The organism is Mycobacterium hubeiense, assembly GCF_002838065.1.
GTDB classification, from domain to species: Bacteria; Actinomycetota; Actinomycetes; order Mycobacteriales; family Mycobacteriaceae; genus Mycobacterium; species Mycobacterium hubeiense.
The window spans coordinates 54,175-70,270 of record NZ_PIZU01000027.1 but is presented as its reverse complement, the minus strand read 5'-3'; the positions used below and the strand labels follow the sequence as shown (position 1 = coordinate 70,270).

Below are 16,096 nucleotides of genomic sequence, written 5' to 3'. Positions count from 1 at the left end.
CCGTCACCCAAGTTCCACGAGACTCGGGACATGCTCTGCCAACCGGGTCCCTGTGCGAGTTAGCGCGGCAGCAAACCTCAGGGTGAGTTGAATGATGAAGTTTGGAGGCTGAGAACAATGAGTGACGGCGACGACCTGGTACTGGGGGAGCACAACAATGCGGAAACATCGACCCAGCTGATCGCGGGGCCGGGCGATCACGGTCCGGGTGCCCTTCTGCATTTCGCCGGTGCAAACATCCTCGAAGTCAAACCCAATCCTGCTCTGCTCGGCGCGCCAGGTGCCAATCACAGTGCGATCTTTGCGAAGGGGGTCGGGAACGGGGCAGGCGTATTTGCCGTGGGCGACGTCGGCGTCAGAGGCACCTCCACCTCAGGCATGAATATCGGCGTCGCCGGGACTGGAGCGACGGGCGTCCGAGGAGACGGATCGATCGGCGTTCAGGGTGTCAACAACATCTCAGCCGGATTCGGAACAGGAGTTCAGGGCGAGGGGGCTGTGGGTGTTCACGGTACTTCCACGGCTGCCGGCACTGGCGTAAGAGGAGACGGAAAAGTCGGCGTCTTCGGCACTGGCACCGGCGACGATAGCGAAGGAGTTCACGGCATTGGGAACCATGGTGTGCGGGGAGAAGGACAAACCGGCATCTTGGGAATTGGCGGCGGAGGCCCCGGCATCGACGGAATCTCAGTAAGCGACCGCGCAGGCAAATTCACTTCGAAGGTTGCGGCACAAATCCACCTCGTACCGTTAGACGGCCCCTCAGACCCTTCACAACTCCCGACTCCCGCGAAGGCGGGCGACTTAGTGGCGTTGCTTCATCGTCGTCCGCTCGATCAAAAGGGCGAAGAGCCCGCTTTCGTCGAGTTCGCCAGTCTTTGGTTTTGCACTCAGGGCGGCGCACCCGGTGCATCGGCTTGGACGAAGCTTGCCTAGATGCATGTGATTCCGAGGGGCGGGATTCTCGGTTCGGCTCATCGCAGGCCCGCAGCCGAGTGTTGAACTAGGTATTCCGCCCAGTTCGCCAAAATCATTGGTAGACATCCGCTTTCGGCCAATTGCGAAACCTGAAAACGCCTGTCTTGCGGGGCAATTGAGCGACCAACACTTCTTTCACTGATAGCGGGCCGCGCACTCGGTGACGGTCTCAGCCAGCCCTGCGGGATAATTCCGAGTCCGGCTCGGGTTAGGCTTCGGGCCGACTGACTGAGCCTCCAACAGGATCACCGCGCATTCGGTCATGCGGAGGGCAGCGCCGAAGGCATCCAGCGTCATCTCGATCAGAGCTGAGTCGTCCCCGAAATCAACGTAGTCAATCGCCCATTTGTACCCATGCACGAAACCGGAACCGAGCGAGTAGAAGCTTTTCGCTCCGCGCTTCACATTCCCGCGCTGATCGCCAATGATGCGCATGTGTTCCCGAGGTCGTGCGGCCGCACGCCCTTGAGATGAGCACGCCGTCGCACAATCGACAGACAGAAGTGCTGAGCGGACGCCACGTGGTTCCCAGATCGCCTAGGGATTTGTCCGGGTGGATCTGTCCCCAGGCTGAGGCGGTTGTCCGGGCTGAGGCGGTTGTTGGGAGACCTTTTCGAGAATTTCGATGTGCTGTCGGCCCAAGGCTTGAATCGCCAGGGCGAGGTATCCCAAGCCTTCCGCCAGTAGGTTAATGCCCGCGTCTCTGCTGCGGCCCGTTGCCATGCCGAACCTCGCATAAGCTTGCTGGGATATTTGCAACGGTAGCAATGGGTCGGTCATTGTCATGCCTCCTCAGAAGATCGATCGGGCAGGACGGATCGGAATCCTCCCGCACGTCCAATATGGTGAGTAACGCCATCGAAGTCGATAGCGCAGCAGCCAGTTCGCTGACGACGCCCCCGGTGTTCAGGACGCCCGGTCGGCATCCAGGCACTGCAAGACGTCGCCTTCCAGACATAACGACGCCGCGTTAGAGCGTCACCACTTCTGCCGTTGGTGGCTGGGCCGACGATGCGGGCGGATGTCAGCCGGTTGTGTCAGTCTGTCGCGATGGATCAACGCGAAGACGCGGAGCTGGCCGAGCTTGCTGCTCTGCTGCGCGAACGGAACGCTATCGACGCTCGTATCGGGCGGCTCGTGGATCGACCGGTGAACACCGGCAGTATTGGCGAGTGGATTGCGGCGCGAATCTTCGATGTCGAACTAGAGACTGCCGCCAACATAGCGGGCTATGACGGACACTTCACCACCGGAGCGCTGGCCGGTCAAACCGTTAATGTCAAGGCCTACACCAAACATGAAGGTATGCTCGCCATCAATCCCAACGCTCCATTGGATTACTACCTCGTCTTCACAGGACCCAAGAGCACCGCGAGCGAGTTGATTTCGACCCGAGGAAGCCTCCGTCCGTTTTGCATCAACGCGGTGTACTTGTTCAACGCTGACCAGCTTCACCGGGAACTTTCAGAGCGTGGGGTAAAGGTGGGCGATGCAACCAGCGTCCGGCGCGCCCAATGGGAAGCCGCAGAGATCTATCCGCGCGCGAACAATCCACTCTGGACGGTTAGCGATGCGCAGCGCCGTCAGCTTGAGATGTTCGATTGCGGCTAAACCGCCCCACGTTCAGCGCTTCTTTCGGCGACGTGTGCCACTCGCCCGGGCCGCATCGTGATGCCTTGTTCGAGGCCTTGGGAGATGGTCAGCGGCTTGGCTGGTGACGCGGACGTTTGCAATTGGCCAAGCGTGGCGATCAGCGCTGCGTCGCTTCGACCTGGTACCAAGGCGCGGGTGTTGACGATCCTCAACGCATCGCTTATTTCCACACCATCCCCTCCCAGATCAAGGCTAGCCATCATGATTGAGCTGTGAGGACCACACGGGGCCTCCAAGACGTGCCCGGCTTGAGGCGTTCCGCGAAGCCGGATCGGAACGCGCCGTCGAGCCGCGCGCTGAAGGTCCTCGTTCTCGGCGCCGGCGTGGGCGGCCTCTCGATAGCGAGGGGATTGCTGCGCGACGGGTACGACGTCACCGTCTTCGAACAGCGCCCGCATCTGCAGGCGGGCGGCGGTGCCGTGACCATCTGGTCCAACGGCGAGACCGTCCTCGGGCAACTTGGCGTCGACATGACCGGGTCGGGTCAGCTGCTGTCCAGCGTCGAGGTGTGGACCTCCAGCGGTCGCCGCCTCGCCACCCTGGATCTGACCGCGATCGTCGACCGGCTCGGCGCACCCGTGCGCATGGTCCCACGCCGAGTCCTGCTCGAACGGCTGCTCGATGGCTTGCCAACCGAGCGCATCCGATGCAACTCCCGTGCCGTCGGTGTCGTCACCAGGCACGACGGCGTGCAGGTCGAATTCGACGACGGCAGCTGGGTCGAGGGCGATCTGTTGATCGGCGCCGACGGCCTGCACTCGGTCGTTCGCGACGTCATCGGCGCGCAACCCGCCGAGCCGACGGGGTGGTGCAGCTGGCAGGGGCTGGTCACGCTACCCGACATCGCCGGCCAACACGTCGCGCAAGTGGTCGTCGGCGAGCGCGGAAACCTCGGCCTGTGGCCGGCGGGCGGCTCCGAGGTGCAGTGGTGGTTCGACCTGCCCTGGTCGCCCGACTTCGTCAGACCGGAGCGTCCGATCGAGCTGATCCGCTCTAACTTCGCCGGCTGGTCCGACGCGGCCGATCGGGTGCTCGCGATACTGACTGACGACGATCTGGCCCATTCGCCCTACCCGCATTTTCGGCATCCGATTCCGCGCCCGCGTGGCCACGGCGCGCTGACCCTGCTCGGCGATGCCGCCCACACGATGCCGCCCACCTTCGCGCAAGGGACGAATCAGGCGCTGCTCGACACGATGGTGCTGTGCAAAGCGATGTCTGACTTCCGCAGCGGAACGAACGGTGATCTCCCAAGCGCGCTGCGCTGGTACGAGAAGACCAGGCGGCCCAGGGTCATGGCCGTATCCCGCGTCGCCTCGCTGCAGGTGGCGCACGGTGAAGCCGTGCTGAGACCGGCGGCGATGGTCTCGGACCGGTTGATCACATGGGCGCTCACGATGTTTCTGCGGACGGCAAGTCACTGCCGCCTGTCCGCGGAGGTCAGTCGAGAACTCGGGGCCGCGCACCGATGAACGACGACGGTCCCGTCCGGGTGCGATGCGACGTCGACGCGCCGTCGCGCTGGCTCTGGCTGGTGAAGTGGTGTGTGCTGGCTGTCCCGCACTACCCGATATTGATCGTTCTCTACCTGGTGTACCCGTTGGTGACTCTCGTTGCGGGAGTTGCCATTCTGTTCACTGGGCGGTATCCGCGCCCGATTTTCGACTTTAACGTCGGAGTGCTGCGCTGGTCGTGGCGGGTGATGAACTACCGATTCCCGATGAACACCACCGACAAGTTCCCGCCGTTCACGCTCGCGCCTCGGCCCGACTACCCGGGCGAGCTCGCGGTCGACTATCCCGAACATCCGATGAGCCGGGCCACGCCGGTGAAGTCGTGGGTGCTGGCCGTCCCGCAGATCCTCATCTGCTGGGCGATGGAGCCTCTGCTGCAGGCCCTCGCCGTCGGCTCCGCGGTGGGATTGCTGTTCACCGGGACCGTGCCGCGTGGCATGTTCGACCTCCTCATGGGCATCGTCCGATGGCGCTACCGGGTGGCCGTGTACGTCTCGCTGATGCGCGACGAGTATCCGCCGTTCCGAATGGATCTCGGCAGCTGATGGCACGTCGAAATCCGTTGTTCCCCTACGTGTATCGGTTCGGCATGCCGGTCTTCGACCGGCTGTTCTACCGCCGCTACCGCCGAGAAGCGATGAGCAACGCGACCGGTCGGCTGCTGATCGTCGGTCTCGGCCCGGGCACCGACCTGCTGTTCCTTCCGCCCGCGGTGACATCGGTCGCCGCCGTGGAACCGGACGCGGCGATGCGGCGGATGGCGTCCGCGTTTGCTCGCCGCCACCGCATCGCGGTCGACATCGTCGAGGGGCGAGGCGAGTCGATTCCGTTCCCGGACAACAGCTTCGACTCTGTGCACGTCGGTCTCGTGCTGTGCTCGGTCGACGATGTGGCCGCCACCCTCGGTGAGATCCGGCGCGTGCTCGCACCCGGCGGCAGATTGGTCGTCCTGGAACATGTCCGCGGGGAGGGCGCTATGGGCCGGTTTCAGGACCTGATCGCCAAGCCGTGGTCATGGTTGGCTTCCGGTTGCCGGCCGAACCGCCGAACCCTCGACGCCATTGCGGCGGCCGGGTTCGATACCCGGGGGCTGCGCAGCATCCGGCGAACGCTCGTGCCGCCGCCGTGCACACCGCATCTGCAGGGCGTGGCGACGGTAATCGATTAGCAGCGGGCATTATTCGACGCTGACGGCCTCGATGATGTTCAGTCGCGCGGCACGTCGCGCCGGTGGCACCGAGCCGAGCAGGCTGATCGCCAACGCCCCGAGCGCGAAGGCGAACGCCATCGGGCTCGGCCGGAAGCCGACGTCGAAGCTCATGATGTCCCCGCTGACGAGGCTGAACAGCCACTGGTCCAGCAGGCCGAACATGAGCCCCAAGACACCGCCGACGACACCGATGGCCGTCGCCTCCACCAGCACCATCTGCAAGGTGAACCGGCGGCTGGATCCCATCGCCCGCAGCACACCGATTTCGCGGCGCCGTTCCAGCACGGACAGCGTCAACGTGTTGAGAAGTGCGACAGCGGCCACCAGCACCACGATGATCAGCACGGCGTTGGCGATCAGCATGCTCTGATGCAGCGGCGCCTCTCTGCCGGCCAATGCCGTGGGCCCGTCGTACACATGGTTCGGGGCGGGCACCGCGCGCCGGACGTCGGCCAGCACCAGCTGCGGATCAGCGCCCTCGGCCGCCGCGATCTGCAGTGTCGTCGCGGCCGGGCGATCGAACCACGCGCGCATCTGATCGAGGTCCATGCCGATGGTGCCGATGACCGTCGAAAAGTACGGCACGAGGGCCAGCACGGTCGTCTGCTGCAGCCCGTGCGGCGTCTGCAGCTCCAGCTTGTCGCCCACCCCCACGCCGAGGCTCGCGCCGAGATTCTGCGAGACAACCACGCCGCGACCGGCGTGCACCTCGTCGCGGACCCGTTCGTCGAGTGCGCGGTAGAGCGAGTCGTTGGATCCGGGGGAGAATCCGTCGAGCATGACGCGCGTGCCGCCGACAACGGCGAACCCGTAAGCGCCCGCGATGACCCGTGCAACGCCCGGCACCGCCGCCACCGTTTCGGTAAGACCTTGCGGCAGAACGTCTGTGGGGTAGCTGTCGGGCGGGTTTGCGCTCACCCAGACGTCGACGTCGGCGACCGGCGAGAAGATGTCGCGGGCAGACCGGATCATGTCGTTGTTCGTCCCGGTGATCACGACCGTGGTGACGACGGCGATGAGCACGGTCATCACGGTGGCCCAGACCCGTCGCGGTGCACGCTCGATCGTCGCCGCCGCAAGCGCCCCGACCGATCCGAACGTTCGAGCCGTTGCGGCCGTGGCTTTGACGATGGGCGTGGCGAGCGCGAAGCCCAGGGCGATCTGGGCGCAGAACAGTGCAGACATCGCGACAAAGGCGAAGGTGCCGGTTCGGCCGACGATGAACAGGATGGCCGCCGCGAACACCGCGACCGCGCCGACGCCGCTGCCGATGCGCAGCCAGCGCGGCACCACGTCCGCCGCCGATACACCGACGGGCGCCAACGCCTCGATCGGGGACACCTTGTACACCTGCCGCGCGGCCATCGCCGAGGCGACCACGCTGGTGAGCACCGTCGCCACCAGGGCGGCCGGTATCGCGTAGCCGGGCAGCCAGTACTCCACACGAGCTTCCAGCCCTTGTGTGACGGCCGGCGGAAGTCGGCCAATCGCGATGCGGCCCAACAGTATTCCGAGGCCTGCGCCGATGGCGCCGCCGATCAGGCCGAGAACCGCCGCCTCCGCGAGCATGTCGCTGACGATGGTGGCCCGGCGGCCGCCGATCGCGCGCAGCATCGAGATGACGGGCCGGCGCTGGCTGATCGCCATCGTCATCGTGGTGTAGATCAGGAACGCGCCGACCATCAGCGCGACCACCGCCCCCATCAACGCCATGTAGTTCATCAGCCTGACACCGTCGCCGGCCCGGGTTGCCCGCAGGCTCGGGTCCGCGACGATGGCGCGACCGTCGACCGCGGCGGTGACCGCGTCGCGCACGGTGGCGAGGTCGGCGTCCGGTTCGGTGGTGATCAGAATCGAATCGAGTTGGCCGATGCGGCCGGTGACCTTCTGCGCCAACGGAAGTGGGGCAAGGACATAGTGTCCGCCGTTGAGCTCCGCGAGTTGCTTGCCCGCGAGCACTTCGGTGACCGTGACCAAAGCCGAACCCAGCTGGAACTTTTCGCCTTTCGCGCGTCCGACGCCTGGCCCGACCCGAACACCGTCGGGCACCGACGGTGGCGCCGGCTGTTGTCCCGCGGTGTCATCTTTCAAGGCGTCTTTCAAAGCGCTTTCGAACGCGGCACTGCTCTCATCCGCGCCGAGCAGCAGAACCGGCCCCGACGGCGTGGAGGCGGACGTTCGGATCATCGGCGCTGCGGTGGCAACGCCGGGAACCGCGGTGACGTCGGCGGTGATCGTGTCGGGAAATCCGGCGTCGGTGATGCCCGACACCTCCAGCGCGGCGATGCCGGCGATCCCGTCGGCCAGCCGGTTGACCGACCCGGTGATTGACCCGAAGATGCCGAAGATCGCGACCAGATACATTGCGGACACCGCCATTACGGCGATCGAGGCGATCGTGCGCCGACGATGCACGGCCAGTTCGCGCAGGCTGAACAGCCGGAGCCGGCTCGCCGCGGCGGCGATCCTCACCCCGGGACCACCAGCAACTCGTCGGAACCGATCCGGCCGTCCCGCAGCGTGATCATCCGATCGGTCGCGGCCGCGGCGCTCGGGTTGTGAGTGACCATCACCACCAGTCGACCGCTGCCGCGCTCATGGGCCACCTCGGACAACAGCGTCAAGATCGAAGCGCCCGTTGTGGAATCGAGGTTCCCGGTGGGCTCATCGGCCAGGATCAGTGACGGGTCCATCATCAATGCCCGCGCCACCGCGACGCGCTGCATTTCGCCGCCGGACAGCTCCGCAGGCCGGTGCTGGGTCCGATGACCGAGGCCGACCCGGTCCAGCAGCCGCACCGCATCCGGTTCGACCTTGCCGAGTCGGACACCGTCGAGCAGCTTCGGCACCGCGACGTTCTCCCATGCCGACAGGGTCGGCAACAGGTTGAAGAACTGGAAGACGAATCCCACGCGATGATGACGAAACTCCGACTGCTGTTCGTCGCTGAGCCGGGCGATGTCGTCGCCGTCGAAGAGGATCGACCCGGAATCGGGGGAATCCAACGCACCGAGCAGATGCAGCAGTGTGCTCTTGCCCGCACCCGACGGCCCGACGACCGACACGAACTGCCCGCCCCCGAGCCGCAGGCTGATGTCGTCGAGTGCGCGCACCGGTTGACCGCCGACCCGGTATTCGCGAACCACATTGCGGAGTTCGATGGTCAGTTCGCGCTTGGCCGTGTCCGAGGCTTCCAGTCCCTTGATGATGGACCTCCCGCGGGATGGGGTGCAGCGTACTGAATCTCTAGGCGATTTGTGGAGTCTTAACCGCGCTCACCGCGGGTGCGGCTCCACAAATCACTCGTCGGGCTTTCCCGAGCCGATTCCGAGAAATCCGGTGGCTCGACTGACGCGGTCTGCAGCCAGGCCACCCCGTAACAGCGGTAATGTTTGACGGGAGTGTCAGGCAGATCGGGGGCTCTACATGGACCTCGTGCTCGGCCTCGCATTGACGTCGAGGGCCGTCCGCTGGGTGCTCGTCGAAGGCGCGACGGGCGAGGGTGCCCCCATCGACTGCGGAGCGTTGGCCATCGAGGACATGGCCACGTTCGACCCCGGCGGTCTGCTGCACGGACTCGTCGACGACACCCTCGCCGCCGACAACCGACTCCACGCCATCGGCGTCACCTGGACCACCCAAGCCGACACTGCGGCGAGCACGGTCATGGACGCCCTGGCCGCCCGGGATCTCGACAACGTCATCGCCGTCTCGGAGTCCGAGGCGGCCGACGCGCTGGCCAGCGGCATCGCCGATATCGCGGAGTACGACGACGTGGTGGTGTGCGTCATCGAGCCCGACGCCGCCGTCATCGCGATGGTCGACGCCGACGGGGTGATGGTCGACCGCATTGACCGGCCCGCCGACGGATCCGACGCCGACGAGCTGGCCGGCCTCGTGATCGCGATGCTCGAGTCCACCGATCGGCGGCCCGACGCCGTCTTCGTCGTCGGTTCGGATGAGCTCGACGCGATCGTGTCCTCACTCGCCGCGAGCACCGACTCGCCGATCATCTCCGCCGAAGAGGCCGGCCTGGCCATGGCGCGTGGCGCGGCGCTGGCGTCCGCGCTGGCGGTGAACACCCTGGATGCGCTGGCCTTCGCCAAGCCTCACCGACTGTCGAGAACCGGCGCGCTGGCATCGGTGCTCGCCGCCGCGGTGGTGACGTTCGTCGTCTCGCTGTCCGTTGCGCTGGGCCTTCAATTGACCCCCGATGCCGAGCAGCCGCAGATGGCCAGCGCCGTCGACAAGCCGGTCGCGATTCCATCTGCGGCGCAGGCCAAGCCCAAGCTGCCGCGCCCCGTCGCGCCACCGCCTGCTCCCGCGCCGCTCCCGCCCGCCGCGCCGCCACCCGCCGTCGAGCCGATTCCCGTTGCTGAACCGGTGTACGAGGCGCCCGAATACGTCCCGCCCGCACCGGTCTACGAGCCCCCGGAGCCCGTCGCGCCCCCGCCCCCTCCCGCGTATGTCCCACCTCCGGCACCGGCGTACGTGCCGCCGCCCGCTTACCCGCCGCCGGCGACCTACCCGCAGCCGCGGCTGCGCGATCGGATCATCGAGCGCATCCCGATCATCAACCGGTTCCACGAACCGAAATGGGAATACGGGCCATAACGGTTCGCGTGCCGCCCCGGGAGCCCTTGCGGCATCATTGACCTGTGAAACTGAGGCCCGATCTTGCGATCGAGGATTCCGTCCTCAACGCTTTCGCAGAGCGATGGGGCATCAAACGACTCGCACTGTACGGGTCGGTGCTCCGCGAAGACTTCGGTCCTTCTAGCGACATCGACATGCTCGTCGAGTTTCTGCCAGACCGAACGCCTGGCCTGTTGCAGCTGGCACAGATGGAAATCGAGCTCGAAGCTGCCCTCGGACGAGAGGTCGAAATGCGGACGTACGAAGATCTGAGCCCCTACTTCCGCGACAACGTGGTAGCGACCGCACGCCCGGTTTATGCGGCCTAGCGACAAGATCCGCTTGCGGCACCTCGCCGAAGCCGCGTCCAAGGCCATTTTTTACAGCGCGGAACGACAGCGGGCAGACCTCGACAGTGACGAGTTACTCCGGCTCGCCCTAACCAAACTTGTCGAGATCGTCGGCGAGGCCGCCAAACAGATCAGTCCCGAAGTTCAGGCTGCCGAGCCCGACGTCCCGTGGACCGCTGCCGCCCGCATGCGTGACCGCCTTGTCCACCACTACTTCGACGTCAACCTCGACATCTTGTGGCAGACCGTCACTGAAGACCTCCCCAGACTGCTCGAGGTCCTACCGCCGATTGAATCGGAATAGCGTTCGAGCTTGCAGTGTCAGGCGTTGGTCGAGGCCGCATAAACAACTATTTGCACAACGGTATGACCGCAGGCGGGCACCGTACAGCTGCTCGTCACCGTCTGGAAAACTCGCGCGCTGACACTGCGACGTGTCGGTGCGTCGCCGCGAATTGCTCAAGGCCGCAGTCGCACTCGCGGCGCTGCCCGTCGCGGGATTCACGCATAGTGCGAAGGATCCGTTCACGCTCGGCGTGGCCTCCGGCGACCCCTCGCCGGACGGGATGGTGATCTGGACCCGGCTAGCACCAAATCCGTTGGCCGACGACGGACTTGGCGGCATGCCATCGCGTGCCGTCGACGTCGAATGGGAAGTAGCCGCCGACGAACGGTTCACCCGCGTCGAACGACGCGGAACTACCACTGCCACACCGCAATCCGGGCACACCATCCACGTAGAGCTCACGGGCCTGCGCCCCGGCGCCGAGTACTTCTACCGTTTTCGCGCACACGGTCACCTGTCACCACCCGGTCGTACCCGCACCGCACCCGCCCCCCGCGCGACGGACCCGCTGACGATTTGCGTCGCGTCGTGCTCGAACTACGAACAGGGCTTCTTCACCGCCTACCGCGGGCTCGCCGAAGAACATCCGGATCTCGTTGTCCACCTTGGCGATTACCAATACGAATACGCCGCCGGCACGAGCGGCAACGTCCGCCACCACGTCGGGCCCGAAACTGTGACGCTTGCCAACTACCGACAGCGATACGCCCAGTACAAGACCGACCCCGACCTGCAAGCCGCGCACGCCGCGGCGCCCTGGCTGCCGGTATTCGACGACCACGAGCTGGCCGACAACTGGGCCGACGAAGTCCCCGGTAAACCACAGCCGGCATTCCTGGACCGCCGCGCCGCAGCGCTACGGGCGTACTACGAGAACATGCCGCTGCGCCGAGCCTCGCTGCCGCGCGGCATCGACATGGGGATCTTCCGTCGGGTGCACTGGGGCTCGTTGGCGACATTTCACATGCTCGACACCCGGCAGTACCGCGACGACCAACCCTGCGCCGACGAAATATCGGACTGCCCCGAACGCGACGACAAAGCCCGCTCACTGCTCGGCGCCCAACAAGAACGCTGGCTGCTCAACGGATTTCGGCAATTGCACGCCCGCTGGGACCTACTCGGACAGCAGGTGTTCTTCGCCCCGCTGAAGACCCCCCGCGGCTTCAACCCCGACGCCTGGGACGGCTACGCCGCCAACCGGGACCGGATCGTCGCCGGCATGCGCGACGTGCGCAACGCCGTGGTACTCACCGGCGACGTCCACTCGCACTGGGCCGCCGAAGTGCGCGCCGATGACACACCGGTGGCCACCGAACTGGTCACCACCTCGATCAGCTCCGGTGGCGACGGGTCGGGCGACGATGACGCGGTGCCGGCCGACAACCCGCACATTCACTACCACAGCAACCGCCGCGGCTACCTCCGCGCCCGCATCACCGCCGACGAGCTGCGCGCCGACTTCCGGGAACTGCCGTTTGTCTCGCGACCGGGTGCGCCAGTCCACACCGGCGCCTCGTTCACGGTGCCGGACCAGGGGCACCTCAGCGGCGGCGCTCGAAGTGCTGGTAGTCCTTGGGCGTTCGCCAATACCCGCCCCAGCGCCACCCGCGGTCGGTGAATGCGCGCACCGCGGGATCGCCGTCGTGCAGTATGCCGGGGTCGCGGCGATTGCGGTCGAGGAACGGCGCGGCGTTGCGGGGCTGAAAAGCGCCGTAGCGGTCGATGTAGGGGTTCAGCAGCGGGTTGAGGTCGATCGCTCGGCCGTAGGCGTGCAGTGACCATCGGCCGGTGCCCGGGATGTCTCGGCAGTTGAACGCCGACGTGTTGTTGTCGGCCATGGACAATTCGTCGTCGGCGTTCGGATAGTGCTCGACGGTACGGATCTTCTCGATCGGGAACCGCAGCCGGTGCAGCTGCTCGAAGATCGCGATGACTTCGGCCACCAGCTCTTCGTGCACGATCAGCTCGCCGCGGTGTGTTTGCCCGTCGAAACCGACGTGGTCGACCTCGACGCGCCGCAGCTGCGCGGGTTCGAGCGGGCAACCGGGCCGCCAGCTCGCGCCCAGTTCGGCGGCGGTCACCGGGCGAACGGCCGGCGCGGGCGGGGTGGTGATGGGCGGCTTGGTGGTTGGCGACGGCACCGGCGGCGTCGTGCTGACGACGGCNCGGCGGTCACCGGGCGAACGGCCGGCGCGGGCGGGGTGGTGATGGGCGGCTTGGTGGTTGGCGACGGCACCGGCGGCGTCGTGCTGACGACGGCCGGCGGCGTGGGCTCCGGAGGCGGCGGTTCGGACGCGCACTGCGGAAACACGGCACCGGCGGTCACCGGGCGAACGGCCGGCGCGGGCGGGGTGGTGATGGGCGGCTTGGTGGTTGGCGACGGCACCGGCGGCGTCGTGCTGACGACGGCCGGCGGCGTGGGCGCCGGAGGCGGCGGTTCGGACGCGCACTGCGGAAACACGGCACCGGCGGTGGCCAACACTGCCAGTGTCGCGATACGCCGGGAAACGCCGGTCGACGACGAAGTTTCGCTGCACATGTCCAGTCGAAGCCACGCTATCGAAATCTGGAGCGTCAACAGCTGACGCGAAACAGCAAACACCACCCCGGGTTTCCGGAAACCGCGTGCGATCTGGCAATTTCGGGTAAACCGGCTGAGTGGCCACGTTGATGCGAGCAGCCGGCGCGATCGCCTCAGCCCTGCTCTTGGTCGTCGCATGCGGAAATGACGTGGAATCCCGCGGTCAGCCGAATGCCCCCGGTGTCGCAGATGTCGCCACCAATCTCGATGTGCCATGGGGCATCGCGTTTCTGCCCGACGGCAGCGCGCTGATCGCCGAACGCGACAGCGGCGCGGTGAAACACCTGTCAGCGGGCGTGGTGAGCGACGCAGGCAGCGTTGCCGGCGTCGCGGCGCGCGGGGAAGGCGGGCTGCTCGGTCTGGCCACCGCCCGGTCGACGGTGTTCGCCTACTTCACGACGGACGGGGACAACCGCGTCGCGCGGATGACCTTCGACGGTCAAGCGCTCACCGGGCAGACGCCGATACTGACCGGCATCCCGGCGGCGTCTGTTCACGACGGCGGACGCATCGCCTTCGGCCCGGACGGCAAGCTCTATGTGGCGACGGGTGAGAGCGGCAATCCTGCGCTGGCGCAGGACAAGTCGTCGCTGGGCGGCAAGATTCTTCGGATCAATCCCGACGGTTCGACGCCGTCGGACAATCCCGATCCGGCGTCGCCGGTGTGGTCGTTCGGGCATCGCAACGTCCAGGGTCTGGCGTGGGATTCGGCCGGACGGCTGTGGGCCACCGAGTATGGCTCGAATCGGTGGGACGAACTCAACCTCATCGAGCCGGGCGGCAACTACGGCTGGCCGATGGCCGAAGGGCGGGCCGACACCGCAGGGCTGATCGACCCAGTGACCCAGTGGACCACTGACGAGGCGTCGCCGTCGGGGCTGGCCTACTACGGCGGCTCGCTGTGGGTGGCGGCGCTGCGCGGTCAGCGGCTCATCCAGGTACCGGTCGGCGGCGACGGCTCGCTGGGCGGTTCGGTGCCGCTGTTCGTCGGGCAGTACGGGCGGCTGCGGACCGTGGTGTCCGCGCCGGACGGAAGTCTGTGGTTCACCACGAGCAACCGCGACGGCCGGGGAAGTCCCCGCGACGGCGACGACCGCATCCTGCAGTTCCGGCCGTAAACGGCGGCCACAGCGCCCGCCGAGGCGCTATGAGATGATTGGCGCAATTCGCACTGGCGCGACGGCGTGGCCACGGCCCCGTCCTGCCGATACAACCATTGAGACGTTTGGAGTACCCATGTGCGCCAATAGGATTACCGAACACCGCAGCGTAGCGGTGCTGGTATGGCTCGGCGGTGGAGAACGCCACGAGCTTGGTGAACGTCACGAACGGTCCACGCACGCGGTCGCCGGCGCGGTGGTGCTGCTCGGTGCGGTGCTGGCGTGGCTGGTCGCGGCCCTGGCCGTCGCGGGATCGACAGACGTGTCGCTGCCCGCCGTCGCAGCGCTGACGCTCATCGTCGCCCTGCTGGTAGGTGCGGTCGGCCGCGTGATGGTCAGCGGCGCGACGCGCGCGTGGCCAGGTGTCGTCGGCCGCGCGGCGGTCGCGCTGGCGGTGGGGGTTGTCGTCGGCGAGCTCGCCGCCCTGGCGATGTTCGCCGGGTCGATCGACCGCGTTCTCGACGAGCAGGCCGCCCGTCGCGCCGACTCAGCGCCCGCCGTCGTGCAGGCGTCGGCGGATCTCGACCGAACGCGCGAACAGCGCGCCGCGCTCGACGATGCGGTGGAGCAGGCCCGACGTCACCGCGACGAAGCGCTCGTCGTCGCGCGGTGCGAATTCCATCCCACCCCCGGCTGCCCGCAGACTCACATCACGGGCGTGCCCGGCGCTGGCCCCGAAACTCGCACGGCGACAGAGTTTCTCGGGGATAGCCAACGGGAGCTGGACACGGCCGTCGCCGAGCGGGACCGCCTGGCGCCGACACTGGACGCGGACATCGCCGTCGCCGAGCGGACGCTCGCCCGGGCTCGTCAGAGCGCCGTCATGGACGCGGATCGTGGCCTCGGCGCGCGCTGGGCCGCGATGAACGACTACACGCTCAGCACCGCCGGCGCGCTGTTGTTGCGCCTGGCCACGATTGCGTTTTTCGCGTTGTTGAGCCTGCTGCCGCTGATTCTCAAGCTGTGGCGCGGCGAGACGACGCAGGATCGCACGGCAGCCGCACGCGCCGTGCGCGAGCGCGCCGAGCTGGAGGCCGATACGGCCATCGCGGTGAAGCGTGCCGAGGTGCGCGCCGCCGCCGAGATGATGTGGCTGGAGCAGCAGTTGGCCAGTGCGCGGATGGCCGTCGAGGCGCAGAACGAAATCGATCGAGAACAGCAGCGGCGGCGAGTGGTCGAAGCGCTCCAACCCGCGCTCGAACCCTCGCAGGAAGCCAAGGCGTTGCCGGCGGCCGCGAATCTGCCGGCTCGCGTCGAACAGAGTCAGGGTGGTTCCTCGCGGATGCCGTCGATTCCGGAGGTCACCAAGCTCGCGGCGCGCTGGATTCGGCCGTTCGTGCCGCCGATCGTCGCCCGCACCATCGACACCACCACGCGGCCGGTACGCGCCGCGCTGCAGGTGTTCGAAGAAACCGAGGAGATCCACTTCACGCTCAAGCGCACGCACAAGGTGTCTGTGCATTCCGCGGAAACCGGTGAGCCGTCTGCCGCCGTCGATGCGGCGGACAACCCGCGTTGGGTGGAGTCCTCGGCCGTCCGCTCCGATGAGCGTGGGCCCGAACTGGGCGGGCCCGGCGAACCACGTCGGCTGCCGCCGGCGCAGTGATCGGGGCGTAGTTGCGTTAACAGGTGGCTTACTCGCATCTGGCGGGAGTAATTCACCCGT

16 protein-coding genes are annotated in these 16,096 nt (G+C 66.8%); 12 read left to right on the top strand and 4 right to left on the bottom strand.

Annotation, left to right across the window (positions count from 1 at the left end; translation table 11 throughout):
- The first annotated feature begins 117 nt into the window (after positions 1 to 117).
- Complete coding sequence (locus CWS39_RS28680) at positions 118 to 936, top strand: hypothetical protein (RefSeq protein WP_142386895.1); 819 nt, start codon at positions 118 to 120, stop codon at positions 934 to 936.
- Between the two features lie 177 nt (positions 937 to 1,113).
- Here the strand turns inward: CWS39_RS28680 and CWS39_RS19585 are convergent, their stop codons facing one another.
- Complete coding sequence (locus CWS39_RS19585; protein ID WP_102144584.1) at positions 1,114 to 1,413, bottom strand: hypothetical protein; 300 nt, start codon at positions 1,411 to 1,413, stop codon at positions 1,114 to 1,116.
- Positions 1,414 to 2,028: 615 nt separating this feature from the next.
- Here CWS39_RS19585 and CWS39_RS19580 point away from each other — a divergent pair.
- The 4 genes from CWS39_RS19580 to CWS39_RS19565 all read left to right on the top strand — a co-directional run bounded on the left by CWS39_RS19580 (position 2,029) and on the right by CWS39_RS19565 (position 5,313).
- Entirely contained in the window at positions 2,029 to 2,589 is a 561-nt protein-coding gene (locus tag CWS39_RS19580; RefSeq protein WP_102144583.1) for a DUF6998 domain-containing protein, read from the top strand.
- Between the two features lie 290 nt (positions 2,590 to 2,879).
- Complete coding sequence (locus tag CWS39_RS19575; protein WP_431306150.1) at positions 2,880 to 4,103, top strand: FAD-dependent oxidoreductase; 1,224 nt, start codon at positions 2,880 to 2,882, stop codon at positions 4,101 to 4,103.
- A gap of 20 nt (positions 4,104 to 4,123) precedes the next feature.
- Positions 4,124 to 4,690, top strand: coding sequence for a DUF4389 domain-containing protein (locus CWS39_RS19570; protein ID WP_102144594.1), 567 nt, complete (start codon positions 4,124 to 4,126; stop codon positions 4,688 to 4,690).
- Positions 4,690 to 5,313, top strand: coding sequence for a class I SAM-dependent methyltransferase (locus CWS39_RS19565; protein WP_102144582.1), 624 nt, complete (start codon positions 4,690 to 4,692; stop codon positions 5,311 to 5,313). The genes CWS39_RS19570 and CWS39_RS19565 overlap by 1 nt, the downstream gene beginning before the upstream one ends.
- A gap of 9 nt (positions 5,314 to 5,322) precedes the next feature.
- Here CWS39_RS19565 and CWS39_RS19560 read toward each other — a convergent pair whose 3' ends face one another.
- Positions 5,323 to 7,734, bottom strand: coding sequence for an ABC transporter permease (locus CWS39_RS19560; RefSeq protein ID WP_233213592.1), 2,412 nt, complete (start codon positions 7,732 to 7,734; stop codon positions 5,323 to 5,325).
- Between the two features lie 89 nt (positions 7,735 to 7,823).
- On the bottom strand, positions 7,824 to 8,522 hold the full coding sequence (locus CWS39_RS19555) for an ABC transporter ATP-binding protein (RefSeq protein ID WP_102144580.1): 699 nt from the start codon (positions 8,520 to 8,522) through the stop codon (positions 7,824 to 7,826).
- A gap of 259 nt (positions 8,523 to 8,781) precedes the next feature.
- On the opposite strand from CWS39_RS19555, the gene CWS39_RS19550 reads away from it, so the two are divergent.
- The 4 genes from CWS39_RS19550 to CWS39_RS19535 all read left to right on the top strand — a co-directional run bounded on the left by CWS39_RS19550 (position 8,782) and on the right by CWS39_RS19535 (position 12,307).
- A complete protein-coding gene (locus tag CWS39_RS19550) occupies positions 8,782 to 9,969 on the top strand; it encodes a DUF7159 family protein (RefSeq protein ID WP_102144579.1) in 1,188 nt (395 codons plus the stop codon).
- Positions 9,970 to 10,013: 44 nt separating this feature from the next.
- Complete coding sequence (locus CWS39_RS19545; protein WP_102144578.1) at positions 10,014 to 10,319, top strand: nucleotidyltransferase family protein; 306 nt, start codon at positions 10,014 to 10,016, stop codon at positions 10,317 to 10,319.
- A complete protein-coding gene (locus CWS39_RS19540) occupies positions 10,309 to 10,644 on the top strand; it encodes a HepT-like ribonuclease domain-containing protein (RefSeq protein WP_102144577.1) in 336 nt (111 codons plus the stop codon). Before CWS39_RS19545 ends, CWS39_RS19540 begins: the two co-directional genes overlap by 11 nt.
- Positions 10,645 to 10,774: 130 nt before the next feature.
- On the top strand, positions 10,775 to 12,307 hold the full coding sequence (locus CWS39_RS19535; RefSeq protein ID WP_102144576.1) for an alkaline phosphatase D family protein: 1,533 nt from the start codon (positions 10,775 to 10,777) through the stop codon (positions 12,305 to 12,307).
- Here CWS39_RS19535 and CWS39_RS19530 read toward each other — a convergent pair.
- Positions 12,231 to 12,830: a M15 family metallopeptidase gene (locus CWS39_RS19530; RefSeq protein WP_199178208.1), complete on the bottom strand. Its 600-nt coding sequence runs from the start codon at positions 12,828 to 12,830 to the stop codon at positions 12,231 to 12,233. The two genes, CWS39_RS19535 and CWS39_RS19530, sit on opposite strands and share 77 nt — an antisense overlap.
- A 66-nt stretch (positions 12,831 to 12,896) precedes the next feature.
- On the opposite strand from CWS39_RS19530, the gene CWS39_RS19525 reads away from it, so the two are divergent.
- The 3 genes from CWS39_RS19525 (at position 12,897) to CWS39_RS19515 (ending at position 16,036) form a co-directional block, all read left to right on the top strand.
- Positions 12,897 to 13,274 (top strand): hypothetical protein, encoded by a 378-nt coding sequence (locus tag CWS39_RS19525; RefSeq protein ID WP_199178207.1) that lies wholly within the window; start codon positions 12,897 to 12,899, stop codon positions 13,272 to 13,274.
- 85 nt (positions 13,275 to 13,359) lie between these two features.
- The gene (locus CWS39_RS19520; RefSeq protein WP_102144593.1) at positions 13,360 to 14,388 is read left to right on the top strand and encodes a PQQ-dependent sugar dehydrogenase; all 1,029 of its coding nucleotides are present in this window, start codon (positions 13,360 to 13,362) and stop codon (positions 14,386 to 14,388) included.
- A gap of 118 nt (positions 14,389 to 14,506) precedes the next feature.
- A complete protein-coding gene (locus tag CWS39_RS19515; protein ID WP_102144573.1) occupies positions 14,507 to 16,036 on the top strand; it encodes a DUF4407 domain-containing protein in 1,530 nt (509 codons plus the stop codon).
- Positions 16,037 to 16,096: the final 60 nt, after the last annotated feature.